Annotated in this window: 16 protein-coding genes and 1 tRNA gene; 14 read left to right on the forward strand and 3 right to left on the reverse strand. The window is 32.7% G+C overall.

The features are described from left to right. Positions 1–119: 119 nt before the first annotated feature. Positions 120–350 carry a hypothetical protein gene (locus AC2H4K_RS06410; protein ID WP_281140444.1) on the reverse strand — a complete coding sequence of 77 codons (231 nt, stop codon included), beginning with the start codon at positions 348–350 and terminating at the stop codon, positions 120–122. 265 nt (positions 351–615) lie between these two features. Here AC2H4K_RS06410 and AC2H4K_RS06415 point away from each other — a divergent pair, with 265 nt between their 5' ends. From AC2H4K_RS06415 to AC2H4K_RS06425, 3 genes are all read left to right on the forward strand, one after another. Then, the gene (locus AC2H4K_RS06415) at positions 616–1,140 is read left to right on the forward strand and encodes an RNA polymerase sigma factor (protein WP_281140445.1); all 525 of its coding nucleotides are present in this window, start codon (positions 616–618) and stop codon (positions 1,138–1,140) included. Positions 1,141–1,258: 118 nt separating this feature from the next. Beyond that, positions 1,259–2,161 carry a FecR family protein gene (locus AC2H4K_RS06420; protein WP_281140446.1) on the forward strand — a complete coding sequence of 301 codons (903 nt, stop codon included), beginning with the start codon at positions 1,259–1,261 and terminating at the stop codon, positions 2,159–2,161. Then, positions 2,148–4,658, forward strand: coding sequence for a TonB-dependent receptor (locus AC2H4K_RS06425; RefSeq protein ID WP_281140447.1), 2,511 nt, complete (start codon positions 2,148–2,150; stop codon positions 4,656–4,658). Before AC2H4K_RS06420 ends, AC2H4K_RS06425 begins: the two co-directional genes overlap by 14 nt. Positions 4,659–4,668: 10 nt before the next feature. On the opposite strand, the gene AC2H4K_RS06430 is transcribed toward AC2H4K_RS06425, so the two are convergent. Beyond that, the gene (locus AC2H4K_RS06430) at positions 4,669–5,961 is read right to left on the reverse strand and encodes a tetratricopeptide repeat protein (protein ID WP_281140448.1); all 1,293 of its coding nucleotides are present in this window, start codon (positions 5,959–5,961) and stop codon (positions 4,669–4,671) included. Positions 5,962–6,149: 188 nt separating this feature from the next. Then, positions 6,150–6,231 (reverse strand) — tRNA-Leu (locus tag AC2H4K_RS06435). Between the two features lie 146 nt (positions 6,232–6,377). Between AC2H4K_RS06435 and AC2H4K_RS06440 the strand changes: the two genes are divergently transcribed. From AC2H4K_RS06440 to mgtE, 11 genes are all read left to right on the forward strand, one after another. After that, the gene (locus AC2H4K_RS06440) at positions 6,378–7,316 is read left to right on the forward strand and encodes a ribose-phosphate pyrophosphokinase (RefSeq protein WP_281140477.1); all 939 of its coding nucleotides are present in this window, start codon (positions 6,378–6,380) and stop codon (positions 7,314–7,316) included. 109 nt (positions 7,317–7,425) lie between these two features. Then, complete coding sequence (locus tag AC2H4K_RS06445; protein ID WP_281140478.1) at positions 7,426–8,070, forward strand: 50S ribosomal protein L25/general stress protein Ctc; 645 nt, start codon at positions 7,426–7,428, stop codon at positions 8,068–8,070. A gap of 75 nt (positions 8,071–8,145) precedes the next feature. Next, complete coding sequence (pth, locus tag AC2H4K_RS06450; protein WP_281140479.1) at positions 8,146–8,778, forward strand: aminoacyl-tRNA hydrolase; 633 nt, start codon at positions 8,146–8,148, stop codon at positions 8,776–8,778. 55 nt (positions 8,779–8,833) lie between these two features. Next, positions 8,834–9,742, forward strand: a complete 909-nt coding sequence (locus tag AC2H4K_RS06455) for a bifunctional riboflavin kinase/FAD synthetase (RefSeq protein ID WP_281140480.1) — start codon at positions 8,834–8,836, stop codon at positions 9,740–9,742. Beyond that, entirely contained in the window at positions 9,735–11,042 is a 1,308-nt protein-coding gene (locus AC2H4K_RS06460) for an HTTM domain-containing protein (RefSeq protein ID WP_281140481.1), read from the forward strand. Before AC2H4K_RS06455 ends, AC2H4K_RS06460 begins: the two co-directional genes overlap by 8 nt. A gap of 91 nt (positions 11,043–11,133) precedes the next feature. Further along, complete coding sequence (gene serS, locus AC2H4K_RS06465) at positions 11,134–12,405, forward strand: serine--tRNA ligase (RefSeq protein ID WP_281140482.1); 1,272 nt, start codon at positions 11,134–11,136, stop codon at positions 12,403–12,405. A 381-nt stretch (positions 12,406–12,786) separates the two neighbouring features. Next, on the forward strand, positions 12,787–14,574 hold the full coding sequence (locus AC2H4K_RS06470; protein WP_281140483.1) for a tetratricopeptide repeat protein: 1,788 nt from the start codon (positions 12,787–12,789) through the stop codon (positions 14,572–14,574). 105 nt (positions 14,575–14,679) lie between these two features. Beyond that, positions 14,680–15,003, forward strand: a complete 324-nt coding sequence (locus tag AC2H4K_RS06475) for a DUF4286 family protein (RefSeq protein ID WP_281140484.1) — start codon at positions 14,680–14,682, stop codon at positions 15,001–15,003. A 188-nt stretch (positions 15,004–15,191) separates the two neighbouring features. Next, on the forward strand, positions 15,192–15,395 hold the full coding sequence (locus AC2H4K_RS06480) for a hypothetical protein (protein WP_281140485.1): 204 nt from the start codon (positions 15,192–15,194) through the stop codon (positions 15,393–15,395). After that, on the forward strand, positions 15,395–16,180 hold the full coding sequence (gene rsmA / locus AC2H4K_RS06485; protein WP_281140486.1) for a 16S rRNA (adenine(1518)-N(6)/adenine(1519)-N(6))-dimethyltransferase RsmA: 786 nt from the start codon (positions 15,395–15,397) through the stop codon (positions 16,178–16,180). The genes AC2H4K_RS06480 and rsmA overlap by 1 nt, the downstream gene beginning before the upstream one ends. Before the next feature lie 90 nt (positions 16,181–16,270). Then, a complete protein-coding gene (mgtE, locus tag AC2H4K_RS06490; RefSeq protein WP_281140487.1) occupies positions 16,271–17,641 on the forward strand; it encodes a magnesium transporter in 1,371 nt (456 codons plus the stop codon). The last annotated feature ends 1 nt before the right edge of the window (position 17,642 follow it).

Here is a 17,642-nt window from a genome sequence, read left to right on the forward strand (position 1 = left end):
TAATTTCTTCAGCTTTCAACTGAGAAGAAATACTATTTACGTTTAACGTTGTGACCATTTAAGTAGGATTAGTTAGGGAATTTGGTTTAACAGGAATTTCTACACTTCCTATTAAGGATTTATGATGCTGTCAAAAGTCTCTCTAATTGATTTAGGGAAGACTTAAGTTCTTCTTGCTGAGAATTGTTATAAGGGTCTACAATTACAGCTTCGGATAGGGCCACCACCTTAGTACGATAATAATTAATTTCTTTATTTTTTAATTGGGATAATAATTCATTAAGATTAGGACGAAAGTCTACATTTTTTAACTTCAATTCCGTAAGGGCGATGTTTAAGTTACTACTCATAATAGGGATTAATTCGTTAGGGGTTCTTAATATTAAAACAACCCTGTAATCGATTGTCCCAAGAAAAACTTTATTTTTTTTATTTCAAAAATCACTTTTGAATTTTTCTCAAAAAAAAGCGGTTTTTTGTGATTTATAAACAAAAAAATATAGATGTTTCTAACAAATCAATATTGCTACTTCACTTTAACTAAAAGGGCACATGCTGAGTTTATTTTTTTTCTATATTTCGACACCCTAATAAAGAACAAAGATCCCCTAACCTTTGCCTAAATCTTTACATAACGACATATGCGATAAATTTCGCTTTTCTAGAGTTTACGAAAAGTATGCTCAGAGTTTAAGTAATATTCTCTTATATAAATATGGAGATTTGCTAAATCCTTCCGATAAAGTTCAGGAGGCATTTATTAAACTTTGGGAAAACTGCAGTAAGGTCTCACCCGAAGCTGTAAAATCATTTTTGTACACTACTGCAAATAATTTAATGCTAAACGAAGTAAAGCATCAAAAAGTAGTGTTTAAATATCAAGAAGTAAAACCAAAAGACTACACCAACGAGTCTCCAGAATTTATTTTAAGAAAAAAAGAATTCTCTAAACGTTACGAACGTGCATTATCAAATTTGAGAGAAGATGAAAGAGCTGCTTTTCTACTCAGCAAGGTCGATGGTAAGACACATAAGGAAATTGGAGAAATTTTAGGAATCACAAAAAAGATTGCTGAGCATAGGATTTATGCAGCATTGAACAAATTAAAGAACGAGTTAGAAGAACTCAACAAAAAATAATTTTGGGATATTTTAACATGAGTTGTTTTAAGTATAAACAGCTCAATTAAAATTTATTTCAAAAAAGTTTGGGACATTTTAAAAGAGAGTTGTTTTAAATATAGAACACCCCAAAGTCATGGATCAAGAAATTTTAGTTAAAAAGTGGTTAAGCAACGAACTATCTGAATCAGAGATGACTTCCTTTAAAGCTCTGAAAGATGCTGCTTTATATGAAGAAATTGTTGAAGAAGCACAACGTTTTGGAGGAAACGAGAATGCTAAAGTTTTGTCTTTTGACGAATTTGAAAAGCAACTACCTGCCAAAAACACCACAAAAACTATAAACTGGACTAAAGTAATTTCTAGCATTGCAGCAATTTTGGTTGTTGGCATAGCACTTTTTACCGTTCTAAACCAAGACAATATAAATAGCTACACTACAGAGTTAGCGCAAAACGAAACTATTACTCTTCCAGATAACTCAATAGTAAACCTTAACGAACTATCTCATTTAGAATATAATGCCTCTAAATGGAGTGAAAAACGCTCTCTAAATCTTGAAGGTGAAGCCTTTTTTGATGTTGAAAAAGGAAAACGTTTTGATGTGGTTACCAATCAAGGAAACGTGAGTGTTTTAGGTACAGAATTCAATGTACTTTCTAGAGAAAATGAGTTTAAAGTGTCTTGTTATGAAGGTTTAGTAACTGTAAACTATAATAATAAAGAAGTAATCGTTCCTGCAGGAACAGAATTTTCCTTAAAATCTGGTAACACAGAAAAAACTAAGGTAACTATTGCCGAACCTCATTGGATAAAACGTATGAGTGTTTTTGAAAATGCCACTTTGCAAGATGTTTTTACTGAGCTTGAAAAGCAATATGATATTAAAATAAACTACCAAGGAAGTCATACAATACATTTCACTGGTGCCTTTGAGCATAATAACCTTGAAAATGCTTTAAAATCTATTACAAATCCTCTAAATTTGTCTTTTCTTATCCAAAATAAGGAAGTGACAATAGAGAATGCCACCAAATAAATACTTACTTCTTTTACTACTGTTTTTTTTCTCAATTGCTTTTTTGCAAGGTCAGGATAATGACCAAGAAAATAAACTCCCTATTGAAAACATACTAACTAAAATAGAGACAGCCCACAACGTAATATTTAATTACAAAAGTGGGCTTCTTGATGATATTGTAGTTTTTGAGCCTCGTAAGGATTTAGACCTATCAGCTAAAATTGAAAGCCTTCATAACCAAACAAATTTAGTTTTTACAATAGTCAGTAAAGCTATAATTACCATATCTAAACCTATAAAAATTTGTGCCTATTTAAAAGATGAATATTTACAAGAACCGCTTGAAGGAGCAACTATAACCAGTGATTCTAAATACACTATAAGTGACAAAGATGGCTATTTTGAATTAGAATTAAATTCTTTGGACGATATGCTATCCATACGATTTATTGGTTTTAAAACTATAGAAAGACAAGCCAGATATTTTGATTTAGAACAATGTAGTGTCATTACTATGTCAGAGCATCACGAAATGATCAGTACCGTTTTATTAAAAGCTTATTTAGTTCAAGGTATAGATAAAGATAGTGACTGGACAACCTCTATAGATTATAGTGAGTTTACGCTTTTACCAGGATTAATTGAGTCTGATGTTCTTCAAACCGTACAGGCTTTACCAAGTATTTTAAGTACCGATGAAACAGTATCTAACCTTAACATTAGAGGTGGTTCTAACGACCAAAACCTTATTCTTTGGGATAATATAAAAATGTACCAAACAGGTCATTTCTTTGGGCTTATGTCTAGCTTTAATCCTCATATGACCCAGAAAGCCACTATTATCAATAATGGCTCGGACGTGTCTTTTACTGATGGTGTTTCTGGTACAATTCATATGAAAACTGACCGAAAAATCAATTCAGATTTTGAAGGCATTTTTGGCATAAATTTTCTGAATGCAGAGTTATTTACCAACATACCCATTAGCGAAAAATCATCACTTCAAGTAGCTTCAAGAAAATCGTTGGATGAGTTTGTAAGAACACCGACTTACAAAGTGTATTTTGATAGAATAACCCAAGATAACGAGATTCAAAACAACAATTCTGAAATTGCAAAATCAGATCAAGAATTCAATTTTTATGACGCTTCATTGCGCTGGCTATACAATCCTTCTGAAAAAGATTTCATCCGATTGAATTTTATTCACAACAGCAACGATTTAAGTTTTAATGAAACAACTGAGCTGGATGATAACATGATTACTAGACAAAGTAAAGTGTCTCAAAGTACACTAGGATTTGGCCTGAATTATACCAGAAAATGGAATAAAGAATTTGAAACCATAATAAACACTTACAACTCAGATTACAAATTGCAATCCTTAAATGCTGATATTGTTTCTAACCAGCTTTTTTTACAGGAAAACATCGTGTCTGAAACAGGTATTAAAGTCCAAAACATTTACACTAAAAATCTCTGGAAGCTAAAGTTGGGCTATGATTTTACAGAAACTAAGATTACTAATCTCAACGATATTGATTTACCTCGTTTTGTAAGGCGAGATGAAGAAGTTTTAAGAGAACATGCTGTTTATGGTCAAGCAAAATTTAGTAATGCAGCTAATGATTTTGCTATTAGAGCAGGTATTAGAGGCAACTATATTACAAAGTTCCAAAAAGCTATCGTAGAACCTCGACTTAGTATTAGAAAAGCATTAGGAAATCATATAGAAATTGAAGCTTTAGGAGAATTCAAACATCAAAATGTATCTCAAATTGTAAATTTTCAAAATGATTTTTTGGGTATTGAAAAAAGAAGATGGCAGCTTACCGAAAATGACAGTATTCCTATTATTAAAAGTAAACAGGCTTCATTCGGAATATTATACAAAAACAAAGGTTGGCTTTTAGACTCTAAACTTTATTACAAAACAGTTGATGGTATTACTACGCAAAGCCAAAGTTTTACGACTAAGTATGAGTTTGCTAGAGAACAAGGGAGCTACAATGCATACGGTTTTGAATTTTTATGTAGAAAAAAACTGAACGACTTTAACAATTGGTTGAGCTACTCATATATAAACAACAAATACACTTTTGAAGATTTAGAAGAGATAGAGTTTCCGAGCAATTTTGATATTACCCATTCCTTTGCATTAGGTAGCACCTACAGCACTGATTCTTGGAATATTTCTGCAGGTATTAATTACAGAATTGGCAAACCAACCTCAATACCAATAAAAAATAACGAAATTGAAGATGGTGATATTAACTGGGATGTTGCTAACGGTGAGCGATTAAAAGACTATCTAAGAATAGATGCTTCAACACTTTATAAGTTTAAAATAAGTAGCACTTTTAGATCTGAAGTTGGTGCTTCAGTCTGGAATATATCCGACAGAAAAAATGCAATCAACAATTACTTTAGAACTAACGATAGCGATAGCGTAGATAAATTCTCAAGATTTTCTCTAGGCCTAACGACTAATGCGGTATTTAGATTATATTTTTAAAAGACTAAAATTACGGAACTACAATAGACCTGTTAATCCAACAACCTATTTCTATTGTTTTGCCAGACATTTCACGCAAAAATATTTCTTCTTTTGTTGGTACTTTAGCTTCATAACTAGCAACATATTTACTAACTGTTTTCTGTAACGTAGGGTCTAAACGAGCTGCCTTTTCAGCTTCTTTTGCTGCCAACCAAAATACAGCTCTTTGATAGAAATTATCTTTTCCACAGTTCTTTGCACTATCACTATACATATCTGCAATTATTAGGTGTGGTCTACCATTAGAAGGATTTAATTTCACCGCATCCTGTAAAAAGTTTCGTGCTTTAGTATATTGCCCTTTACTTTTAAATATAACACCTATTCTTATAGCAAGGTTTGATTTTTTGTAAGTATCTGTTTCTAAACGATAGCCTTCTTCTAAATACTTATAAGCCTCTTCATTTTTACCCTTTTTGAGTAAAACCGTTGCTACATAAATCTTAGTATCTGCCGATGGAGAAACCTGATCATATTGCTTTACCAATTTTTCATATAATTCATGGTCTGTACACTCTTTATGATACATTCTACTTACAGCACGTTTTAACCAAACTGAATCATCTTTATTAGCATTAAAATCTTTAGTGTAAAGAGGTATTAAATTATCACAATTAGCCTTTGAGCTAGAAATAGCATCTATACTCTCTTCAATGATTGTATAATTTTTAAGGTAACTTTCATAAGCCCTTTTATTTGCTTTCTCTGTTTTATTGAGTGCCTCTCCATTCTCCTGCTTTTGTAATAACACATTTAGCTTTTCGGAATAATTCTGAATTTCTAATTGAATTTTCTCATTGATATTGTCATATGTGTTGAATAATTCTGCTGCAGTTTTTTCACCTTTTTCATAAAGATCTACAACCAAGGAAAAATAAGTATATAAACTCTTAGGATGTGTAAAGGTTTCTTTATCTGTTTCAAAAGTAGTATCAAAACAGGCAAATAATTCTTGTTTGCTTTTACCTAAATCATCTCTATAATCATAGATTAATTGACAAGCTTTTGCCTGATATTCACCTTTAGGAGTTTTACTCTCATAATACTTACTACGATTTTGCCACAAAGCCAACAACTCTTCTATATAACCAACTCTTTCTGTACCTACAGAATTATCTATTTTATACTTTAATATTTTTTCACCATCAACATAAATAGCAAAATTTAATTCTGGACAATCGGTATTTACAATAGACCATGGTTCATAAGCAGTATCGTATTTTTCACTTTTAACTAACTCATGAGAAATAGAAAGTTTCATATTACATTCTATTTCTTTTTGTGCGTTGATGAAAATTGAACTAATTAAAAAAAAGAAGCTGAAGATAGTTGATTTGCTTATCATGACGTGATTGGTTTGCAATTAGTTAACAACAAAATAGTCACAAAAAACATACCAAAATAAAAACCGTAATCATTTGATAATAAATGAATTACGGTTTTTACAAGTACTCAAGGTGGGAATCGAACCCACACTCCCGAAAGAACTGGATTTTGAATCCAGCGCGTCTACCAATTCCGCCACTTGAGCAATTTCGGACAGCAAAAATAGAAAATAATTTCTGTAGAGCAATTAAAAATAGTAGGTTTTATAATTTTTACAAGCCAAATTATTTTCTAACTTTGACCCTTTCATAGTCGCAATATTTTCAATTTTTCTTAAACCTCCGATTAGAAATGACCAATACTACTGAAGCCAAGATTTTTACTTGCTCACAAAGTCAATATTTAGCAGAGCAGATTGCTTCAGCTTATGGTGTAAAATTAGGTAATGTTATAACGTCTACTTATAGTGATGGCGAGTTCCAACCTTCTTATGAAGAATCTATAAGAGGTACTAGAATTTTCATTATTGGTTCTACACATCCTGGACCAGAAAATCTTATGGAAATGTTGTTAATGATTGATGCTGCAAAACGTGCATCTGCAAGACATATTACAGCAGTAATGCCTTATTTTGGATGGGCTAGACAAGACAGAAAAGATAAACCTAGAGTTCCTATTGCGGCAAAACTAGTTGCTAAAATGCTTGAGGCAGCTGGTGCAACTCGTATTATAACTATGGATTTGCATGCAGATCAAATTCAAGGTTTCTTTGAAAAACCTGTTGATCATTTATTCGCTTCTACAATATTTTTACCTTATCTCAAAAGTTTAAATTTAGACAACTTAACTATTGCTTCACCAGATATGGGTGGTTCTAAACGTGCTTATGCCTATTCTAAAGCGCTTAAAAGCGATGTTGTAATTTGTTACAAGCAACGTGCTAAAGCTAATGTTATCTCTCACATGGAATTGATTGGTGACGTTACCGGTAAAAACGTTGTACTTGTAGATGATATGGTAGATACAGCAGGTACACTTACCAAAGCTGCAGATCTTATGATGGAGCGTGGCGCAAAAAGTGTAAGAGCTATTTGTACGCACCCTATATTATCTGGAAGTGCTTACGATAGACTTGAAAATTCTAAACTTGAAGAATTAATAGTAACTAACTCTATTCCTTTAAAACAAGAAAGCAAAAAACTTAGAGTTTTAAGCTGTGCAGATTTATTTGCTGAAGTAATGTACAACGTGCACCACAACAGTTCTATAAGTAACAAATTTATAATGTAATTTAGGACTCTAAAAAAACTGCTTTAATACTGCCGTTTTTCCATTTATATTCTTACATTTGCACCCCTCAAAATGAGGAAATTAATATACGTTTAATAAATCTTTTAAAATGAAATCAATTACAATCGATGGATCTCAAAGAGAAAGCGTAGGCAAAAATTCAACAAAAGCCTTACGTAATGCTGGTCAGGTTCCTTGCGTACTATACGGAGGAGAAGCAAAGCCAGTGCATTTCTCAGCACCTGAGCTAGCGTTTTCAAAACTTGTGTACACTCCAAATGCGCACACTGTTGTGATTAACCTAGATAACGGAGACAGTTTTAATGCTGTAATGCAAGACATTCAGTTTCACCCTGTAACCGACAAAATTCTTCACATAGATTTTTATGAAATTTATGAGAACAAAGAAATCACTATGGAAATTCCTGTAAAAACAGTAGGAACTTCTAGAGGTGTATTAAATGGTGGTAACTTAAGAGTACCTTACCGTAAGCTTAGAGTAAAAGCTATCCCTTCTAAACTTCCAGATTTTATTGAAGTAGATATTACTCCATTAAAAATCGGAACTAAACTTTACATCCGTGAGTTAGCTAATGAAGACTACAAGTTCATGCACCCAGACAACATTGTTGTTTGCCAAGTAAGACGTAGTAGATTGTCTGTTGCAGGTGCTGACGATGATGAAGATGAAACTGAAGAAGGAGAAACTGCAGAAGCTGCAGCTGAAACTCCAGCAGCAGAGTCTCAAGAATAGACATAAAACTTTTTCAAATATCAAAAAAGCATTCTTTTACAGAATGCTTTTTTATTTTTACACAAAATATTTACCATGTGTAAGTTTTGGAAAAAATGGTTTACTAAAAACCATAAAATAGAACTAACAGAAGAAGAAATAATGAAGAAATTCTTAATCGTTGGCTTAGGAAATATTGGCGAAAAATATACGGAAACAAGACACAATATCGGTTTTAAAATTTTAGACCATTTAGCAAACAGTGAAGAAGCAACTTTTGAAACCGCTAAACTTGGAGACCTGTGTACTGTGAAAGTAAAAGGGAGATCTCTTATACTTTTAAAACCGAGCACCTATATGAATCTTAGCGGAAAGGCTATAAAGTACTGGTTAGAAAAAGAAAAAATTCCATTACAAAACCTATTAGTTATTACAGACGATCTTAACTTACCTTTTGGCACTTTACGCTTAAAAACCAAAGGAAGCGACGGAGGTCATAATGGCCTAAAAGATACTCAAGATAAACTACAGACTACAAACTACAACCGCTTCAGATTTGGCATCAGTGATAGCTTTAGTAAAGGTAGACAAATCGATTATGTACTTGGCGAATGGGATGAAGACGAACAGTCTAAACTTAAAGAACGTTTAGAAAAATCTGCTGAACTTGTTAAATCTTTTGCTTTAGCAGGAGTTAGCAATACAATGAATCAATTTAACGGAAAATAACCGTAGTTTTGTTTTTGAAAATATTTAGGTTAAAACAAAAAATACCATTTAAAATTTGAGCACAACACCTGCAAAAGTAACTACTATAGGAACCTTCGACGGTATCCATATTGGGCATCAAAAAATACTTAAGCGTGTTGTTAACCTTGCCAGACAGCAAGACTATAAGCCTGTAGTATTAACCCTTTTCCCTCATCCGCGCATGGTGCTTCAAAAAGATAATTCTATAAAGCTTTTGAATACTATTGATGAACGCATTGAGTTGCTAAAGTCTTTCGGAATAGAGGAAGTTATCGTTAAACCTTTCACAAAAGCATTTTCAAATCTTTCTGCTGAAGACTATGTAAAGAGTATTCTTGTTGATGAACTAAATACCAAGCAAGTTGTCATTGGCTACGATCATCATTTTGGAAAAAACAGAAGTGCCAATATTGAGGATTTAAGAGCATTTGCAAAAACATATCATTTTAAAGTTGAAGAAATTTCAGCTCAAGATATAGAAGATGTCACGGTAAGCTCAACCAAAATAAGAACTGCTCTTGACAAAGGTGAAGTTGATTTGGCAAACTCCTATTTGGGTTACAATTATTTTATAACAGGTGAAGTTGTGAAAGGAAAAGGTTTGGGCAGAACCATAGATTACCCAACAGCTAATATTTCTATTAAAGAAGACTATAAACTCATTCCGCATGATGGAGTCTATGTTGTAAAATCTACAATAGATAACACTACAATATTTGGTATGATGAATATTGGCACCAACCCAACAGTTGGTGGTAAAACACGTTCTATTGAAGTCCACTTTTTTGGTTTAGAAAAAGATATTTACAATGAAAATTTAAAAATTGAATTTTTAAAACGACTTCGAAGTGAACAAAAATTTGAAAATCTTGAGGCTTTAAAAGATCAACTTTCTAAAGACAAAACTGATGCTTTAGCATTCATCAAAAACCAAAATGAATAAATTTCTATTTAAACATATTGACAATTCTGGTCTAATTGTTTTTAGAATCATTTTTGGCTTACTATGTTTTTTAGAATCCTTCGGAGCCATACTTACTGGCTGGGTGAGAAGAGTAATGATTGAACCACAATTTACCTTTTCTTTTATTGGTTTTGAATGGTTACAACCACTTCCAGGAAATTGGATGTATGTTTATTATGTAGTAATGTCCATTTTTGGACTGCTCATTATGGTTGGTTACAAATACCGATTTAGCATGTTAATGTTTGCTTTAATGTGGACTGCAACTTACCTAATGCAAAAATCGTCTTACAACAACCACTATTATCTATTAGGTATTTTAAGCTTTATTATGGTTTTGATGCCAGCAAATCGGTACGCTTCAATTGATGCCAAGCTCAATCCTAATCTTAAAAAGATTTCAATGCCTAGTTGGTGCAAATGGTTTTTTGTAATACAACTCTTTATACTTTACACTTATGCATCAATTGCTAAGTTATATCCAGATTGGCTAGACACCACAGTAATTGCTTTACTGATGAAAGGTAAAGCCAACTATCCTATAATTGGTGATTTCTTGCAACAAAATACAGTGCATTACTTTTTGGCATATGGTGGTATTTTATTCGATGGTTTAATTATTCCTCTGTTGTTATTTAAACCCACTCGAAAGTATGCCTTTTTTGCCTCTATCTTTTTTCATCTGTTCAACTCAATAGTATTTCAAATCGGTATTTTTCCTTACTTATCATTAGCATTTAGTCTTTTCTTTTTTGAACCTAAGACTATTAAAAACATCTTTTTGAAGAAGAAACCTTTCTATGACTCCAAAAAGGTTATAGTTCCTAATTATAGTAAGGTGCTAATTGCATTATCATCAGTTTATTTTTTAATTCAAATTGGGCTACCTCTTAGACATCATTTCTTTTCAGACAATGTCTTATGGACTGAAGAAGGCCATCGTTTATCTTGGCGAATGATGCTTCGGTCAAAAGGCGGTATCGCTACCTATACCATAACCGATAAGGCGACAAATAAGTCTACACCTGTAAGAATGAAAGACTTTTTAACCAAAAAGCAACAACGTAGCGCAACCACAAAACCTGATATTATTTGGCAGTTTGCTCAATATTTAAAAAAGCATTTTGCTGAAAAAGGGATGGACGTAGAAGTCCATGTTAGAACCCGAGTAAGTATCAATGGCAAATCTTATGAAAACCTTATAGATTCAAAGGTAGATCTTGCTAATGAGGAATGGCATCACTTTAAACACCACGACTGGATATTGCCTTCAAAATAGGCTGTTTTTTTGTTTTAATCCGGTTAAAATCTTTTTACTTTTGTCTCTTGTTCACTTACGTTATTTAGCGTAAAAAATAAACGAATTAGATATGCTACAAGTTCCTTTTATTAGAGAAAACAAAGACGATGTTATTGCACGCTTAGCAAAGCGTAACATCGATCCTACAGAAATGTTAGATGAAGTTATTGCATTAGATGAAGAGCGTAGAGCTATTCAAACTAATTTAGATAACATAAAAGCAGAATCTAATTCCATATCCAAAGAAATTGGTAACCTATTCAAATCTGGAGAGGTAGATAAAGCCAATGCTCTTAAAGAAAAAACAGGTGTTTTAAAAGAAAACACTAAATCTTTAGAGCAAGAACTTAACGAAAAAATCGACGCACTTTATCAATTGTTATATAGAATTCCGAACGTACCAAATGAAATTGTACCTGCTGGTAACACTGATGAGGATAACGAAGAGGTTTACCGTGAAGGAGACGTTCCTACGTTGTTTGAAGGAGCTTTACCTCACTGGGATTTGATAAAAAAATATGATATTGTTGATTTTGAATTAGGAAACAAAATTACAGGCGCAGGTTTTCCTGTATATAAAGGGAAAGGAGCTAGATTACAACGCGCCTTAATTTCTTATTTTCTAGATAAAAATACAGCTGCAGGTTATACTGAAGTACAAGTCCCACATTTAGTAAATGAAGCATCTGGTTTTGGCACGGGTCAATTACCAGATAAAGAAGGACAAATGTACCATGTTACAGCTGACAATTTATACTTAATTCCAACGGCAGAGGTTCCTGCTACCAACATTTTTAGAGATACACTTTTAAATGAAAGTGATCTCCCAATTGGCCTTACAGGTTATACACCTTGTTTTAGACGTGAAGCTGGAAATTGGGGTGCTCATGTAAGAGGACTTAATAGATTACACCAATTTGATAAGGTAGAAATTCTAAGAGTTGAACATCCTGATAATTCTTATAATGCACTTGATGGCATGGTAGATCATGTAAAAGACATCCTTAAAGAACTAAAATTACCATACAGAATATTACGCCTTTGTGGTGGAGATTTAGGTTTTACTTCTGCTTTAACTTATGATTTTGAGGTGTTTTCTACAGCGCAAGATCGTTGGTTAGAAATTTCTTCAGTTTCAAACTTTGAAACTTTTCAAGCGAATCGCTTAAAGCTCCGTTTTAAAAATAGTGATGGTAAAAATGAACTTTGCCATACACTAAATGGAAGCTCTTTAGCATTGCCAAGAGTTTTAGCTGGTATTTTAGAAAATTATCAAACAGAAAATGGTATAAAAATCCCAGATGTTTTAGTACCATACACAGGCTTTGATATGATTTCTTAATACCGATTAGTAACCAAGAAAACAGTTCGATTGTTAAAAATATTGGTCTTTTATCGATTTTTTAGGTATTTCTTCGTTTGTTTTAATTATTTTTATGAAGTTAGCTATCCCAAACTACAACTGGCCTCATTATGAAAAATATAAAACGAATTGTTTTACTAGTAGCTTTGATAGTTTTAGTATCTAAAGTTCTGTTTTAATACTATAAGAAATTTTAAAACACCAAGACAAAGTAACTGAATCATATTTATAACGAATAATGGTTAATAGCACATTTATTTTGCTGGTCAAAATGCCTAAACGCTCAGTTTAGGCATTTTTTTTATCAAAACATTTACAATATCTCGGTTTAGCATTTGTTATATTTACAAAAATTGTAACATGCAAAAGGGCATTTTAATATTATCTATCCTATTTGGACTTCATTTGGGTTTTGCTCAAAATAGTGAAGTGCTTGCAGACAATTATTTTAAACGTGGTGAGTTCAAAAAAGCACTTATCATTTACGAGGAACTCAATAAAGAAAAACCATATAGCTATAATTATATCTTTAAACTTGTTGAAACCCATCAACAATTAGAGCAATATGATGAAGCTGAACATATCCTTGTACAACGCTTAGAAAAAAGACGTAATCCAACCATAGTGATAGAATTGGGTTACAACTACCAATTAAAAGGTAGCTTAGATTTAGCCAATAAATACTATGAAGAGGCTATTTCATACATAAACGAAAATCCTAATTACATTTATAGTGTCGCTAAAAAATTTGAAGATCATTCCTTATTAGACCAAGCCATAAGGGTTTATAATAAAGGTAAAGAACTTACACCAGATAAGGATTTCAGCATTCAGTTAGCAAGAATTTATGGAGATCAGGGAGATGTAGAAAAAATGTTTTCTAATTATATAGAATATGTTGCTTACAGACCAAATTATCTTAACAATATAAAACGTGCTATTAGCGATTTTATATCGGAAAACAGTGATAATGAAAATAATATTTTCCTTAGACGTTTACTACTAAAAAAACTGCAACAAGAGCCTAATCCGTATTGGTACGAAATGTTGAGTTGGCTGTACGTTCAAGAAAAAGCCTATAGCAAATCCTTTATACAAGAAAAGGCACTTTACAAACGCAATCCTGTAAGTTTAGATCGTATCATTGAACTTGCTGTTACCGCACATAATGATAACGATGATGACACTGCAAAAGATATTTTTAATTACATCATTGAAACCACTCAAGATGCTTCAACTGCTTTAACAGCGCATCAGTATATTTTGGAAATTGACACTAACAATGCTACTTCTACAAAAGAGCTAGATGCAATAGATGAAAAATACAGCATGCTTTTTGATGAATTTGGGAAATCAGAACTCACCATTCCACTTCAACTAGCATACGGGAAATTTTTAGCCTTTTACAAAAAGGACACACAAAGTGCTACAGCTTTTTTAAGACAAAGTATGAAGCTCAATATTTCAGAATTTCAAGAGGCTGAAGTAAAGTTGCTTCTAGCAGATATCTTGGTACTTCAAGAGAAATTTAATGAAGCGCTAATTTTCTATTCTCAAATTCAGATGAATTTAAAGAATAGCACAATTTCTCAAGAAGCACGTTTTAAAGTTGCCAAGACCAGCTACTACAAAGGCGATTTTGACTGGGCAGAATCCCAACTTAAAATTCTTAAAGCATCCACATCGCAACTTATTGCCAATGATGCTTTAGACTTAAAACTTTTGATTTCGGACAATAAGTTTGAAGACAGCACACAAACCGCTTTAAAATATTATGCCAAAGCCGATTTGTTAGCGTTTCAAAACAGAACAGATGAAGCGATTTCACTTTTAGATAAAATTTTGAAAGAACATAGCACTGAAAGTATAGTTGACCAAGCACTATTTCAGCAAGCCAAACTATTTGAAAAGAAAAAGCAATACGAAAAAGCAGAAGTTAACTACCAAAGAATTATCAGCGACTATAGTGAAGATATTTTAGCAGATGATGCCTATTATTATCTTGCAGAGTTATACAACACACAATTAGCAAAACCAGAAGAAGCCAAGCAGCTTTACGAAAAAATTATCTTTGAACACGAAGACAGTATTTATTTTATTGAATCGCGTAAGAAATTTAGAATGCTGAGAGGTGATAGTATTAATTGATTTATAGTCTTTAGTCAAAAAACTTTGATTCTAGATATTTCAACACAAAGCAATCAACTTTCATTTATTTACTTTTGTATCTAATTTCATTATGTAATTCAAACAATGATCATATACAACGTCACAGTAAATATAGACGACAGCATTCATAAAGAATGGCTTACTTGGATAAAAGAACACATTCCGCAAGTGTTAGCAACAGGTCACTTTAAAGAAGCTAAACTGACCAAAGTTTTAGTTGAAGAGGAAATGGGTGGAGTCACTTACTCTATTCAGTACAGAGCGCACAGCAGAGAAGCTTTAGAAAACTATTATGCTAACCACGCTGAAGGTTTAAGACAAGATGGTCTAAAACGTTTTGCCGACAAAATGCTCGCCTTTAGAACTGAACTTGAGGTTGTTGATGAATATTCGGTAAATTTCAAGTAATTTAGTGGTTCTAATCTTTATCGAAAGATTACAACTAAGTATTTATGCTTGATTATTTTATAAAGCCTTTATTAAGATTTCTTTCAAGACCGATTATAGTACTTTTCTCAAACATAATTGAGTTATTACTGGAAATCTATGATGCTTCAAAAGAAACAAATAGAACTATTAATGTTCCTTAGACTTATATGAAAGCCCGTAAAAAGATATACAAAAACCGATTTCTTTTCAGAAGTATTAGTCTACTTCTCATTTTAATTGGTTTAGTTATGGCTTATTACTTTCACAATACTGAACCATGGGAAACTATTGGTGGGTTTCTTTGTGGTGTTGGTTTAGGATTATTAATCATCTTTGTAGCAATAAAAGAATCTAAAACTGACAAACCCTAATGGATAATCAAAATCAAGTAAAAGCAAAAAAACATTTAGGTCAGCACTTTTTGAAAGATGAAAATATCGCACAAAAAATTGCAGACACATTATCTTTAGATGGTTATAAAGATGTGTTGGAAATTGGTCCAGGCATGGGTGTGCTCACCAAATATCTCCTCAAAAAAGATATTACCACACATGTTGTAGAAATAGATACCGAGTCCGTTGAGTATTTAAAAAATAATTACCATACGCTATCTAACAGAATTTACGAAAAAGACTTTTTAAAGTATGATTTAACGGAAGTGTTTAACGAAAAACCTTTCGCAATCATAGGTAATTTTCCTTATAATATTTCGTCGCAAATTGTGTTTAAAACTTTAGAATTAAGACATCAAGTACCTGAATTCTCTGGGATGTTTCAAAAAGAAGTTGCGCAACGCATCTGTTCTAAAGAAGGTTCAAAAATTTATGGCATTATATCCGTTCTAACTCAGGCTTTTTATGATGCCGAATATCTATTTACTGTTCCACCTTCAGTATTTAATCCACCTCCAAAAGTAGATTCAGGAGTATTGTTATTAAAACGAAAAGAAAATTTCACACTTCCTTGTGATGAACAACTCTTCTTCAAAGTCGTAAAGACAGGTTTTCAGCAACGCAGAAAAACACTACGTAACAGTTTAAAAACATTCAATCTGTCGGATAATTTAAAAGCAAATACTATATTTGGGCAACGACCAGAACAATTGAGCGTTTCAGATTTTATTGAACTGACTTCGCTTATTGAAAACGATATTTAAAACGCTGTCATTAAAATCGTTATAGCTCAAACAGCTAAATTTAGGAAATGACAACGTTCTTCATTCTCGAAAATGACATAATATAATCGCGTGGAAGAAACTCAAGATAACATACAATTTCAGCTCACAGAAGAACTTATTGAAAAAGTTGAAGTGCTTGTCGAAGATAAAAACGACAAAGAACTCAAAAGACTTTTAAATGATTTCCACTATGCTGATATTGCCGAAATTCTTGATGAATTAGATCTTGAAGATGCGCTATACCTTATTAAACTTTTAGACTCTGAAACAACCTCTGATATCCTTATGGAACTTGATGAGGATAACAGAGAGAAGATTTTAGAGCAACTATCTGCCAAAGAAATTGCTGAAGAGATTGAAGAATTAGATACCGATGATGCAGCAGATATTATTGCAGAACTTCCTGAAGAACGCCAACTAGCCGTTATCTCAGAAATTGAAGATGAAGATCATAAGGCAGAAATTCAAGAGCTTTTAGCTTATGATGAAGATGTTGCAGGTGGTCTCATGGCAAAAGAGCTCGTAAAAGTTTATGAAACTTGGACGGTTGCTGGCTGTTTGCGACGTATTAGAGGTCAGGCAAAAGATGTCACCCGAGTACATTCTATTTATGTCGTCAATAAAAAAGAGCAACTTATTGGTAGATTATCTCTAAAAGATTTAATCGTTGCCAAAAGTGAACAGAAAATTGCAGATATCGCCAAAGAAAGTGTGGATTGGGTACATGTCAATGATGATGTTGAAGATGTTGCAAAGGTTATGGCAAAATACGATTTGGAAGCTATTCCTGTTGTAGACGATAACCAGACTTTATTGGGAAGAATTACCATTGATGATATTGTTGATGTCTTAAAAGAAGAAGCTGATAAAGATTACCAATTAGCAGCAGGTATTACCCAAGAAGTTGAAGCTGATGATAGCATTTTAGAATTAACAAAAGCACGATTACCATGGTTGGTTCTTGGACTTTTTGGTGGTTTAGGTAGTGTATTTATTATGAAAGGTTTTGAGGAAGTTATGGAAACCGTACCTTCTTTATTCTTTTACACACCACTTATCGCCGCAATGGCAGGAAATGTTGGTGTACAATCTAGCGCTATTATTGTTCAAGGTTTGGCTAATGATAATGTAAAAGGTAGTTTACTAAACCGTCTCTTAAAAGAAGTGGGCTTAGCCTTAATTAACGGGTTTGCTTTGGCTTTATTAGTGGTGCTATTTGGATTTTTAATTGGACAGAATACTACGGAAAGTCTTGCTATAGCAATATCTATGATGTGTGTTATAACCGTAGCTGCTTTAATAGGTACCTTTGTTCCTATTATTTTAGATAAACGAGGTATTGATCCTGCCATTGCTACAGGACCTTTTATTACAACCAGTAATGACATCTTAGGTATTTATCTATTCTTTGTACTTTCAGGTTGGATTATTGGATTTTAGA

The organism is Winogradskyella sp. 266wxhm (assembly GCF_058964685.1).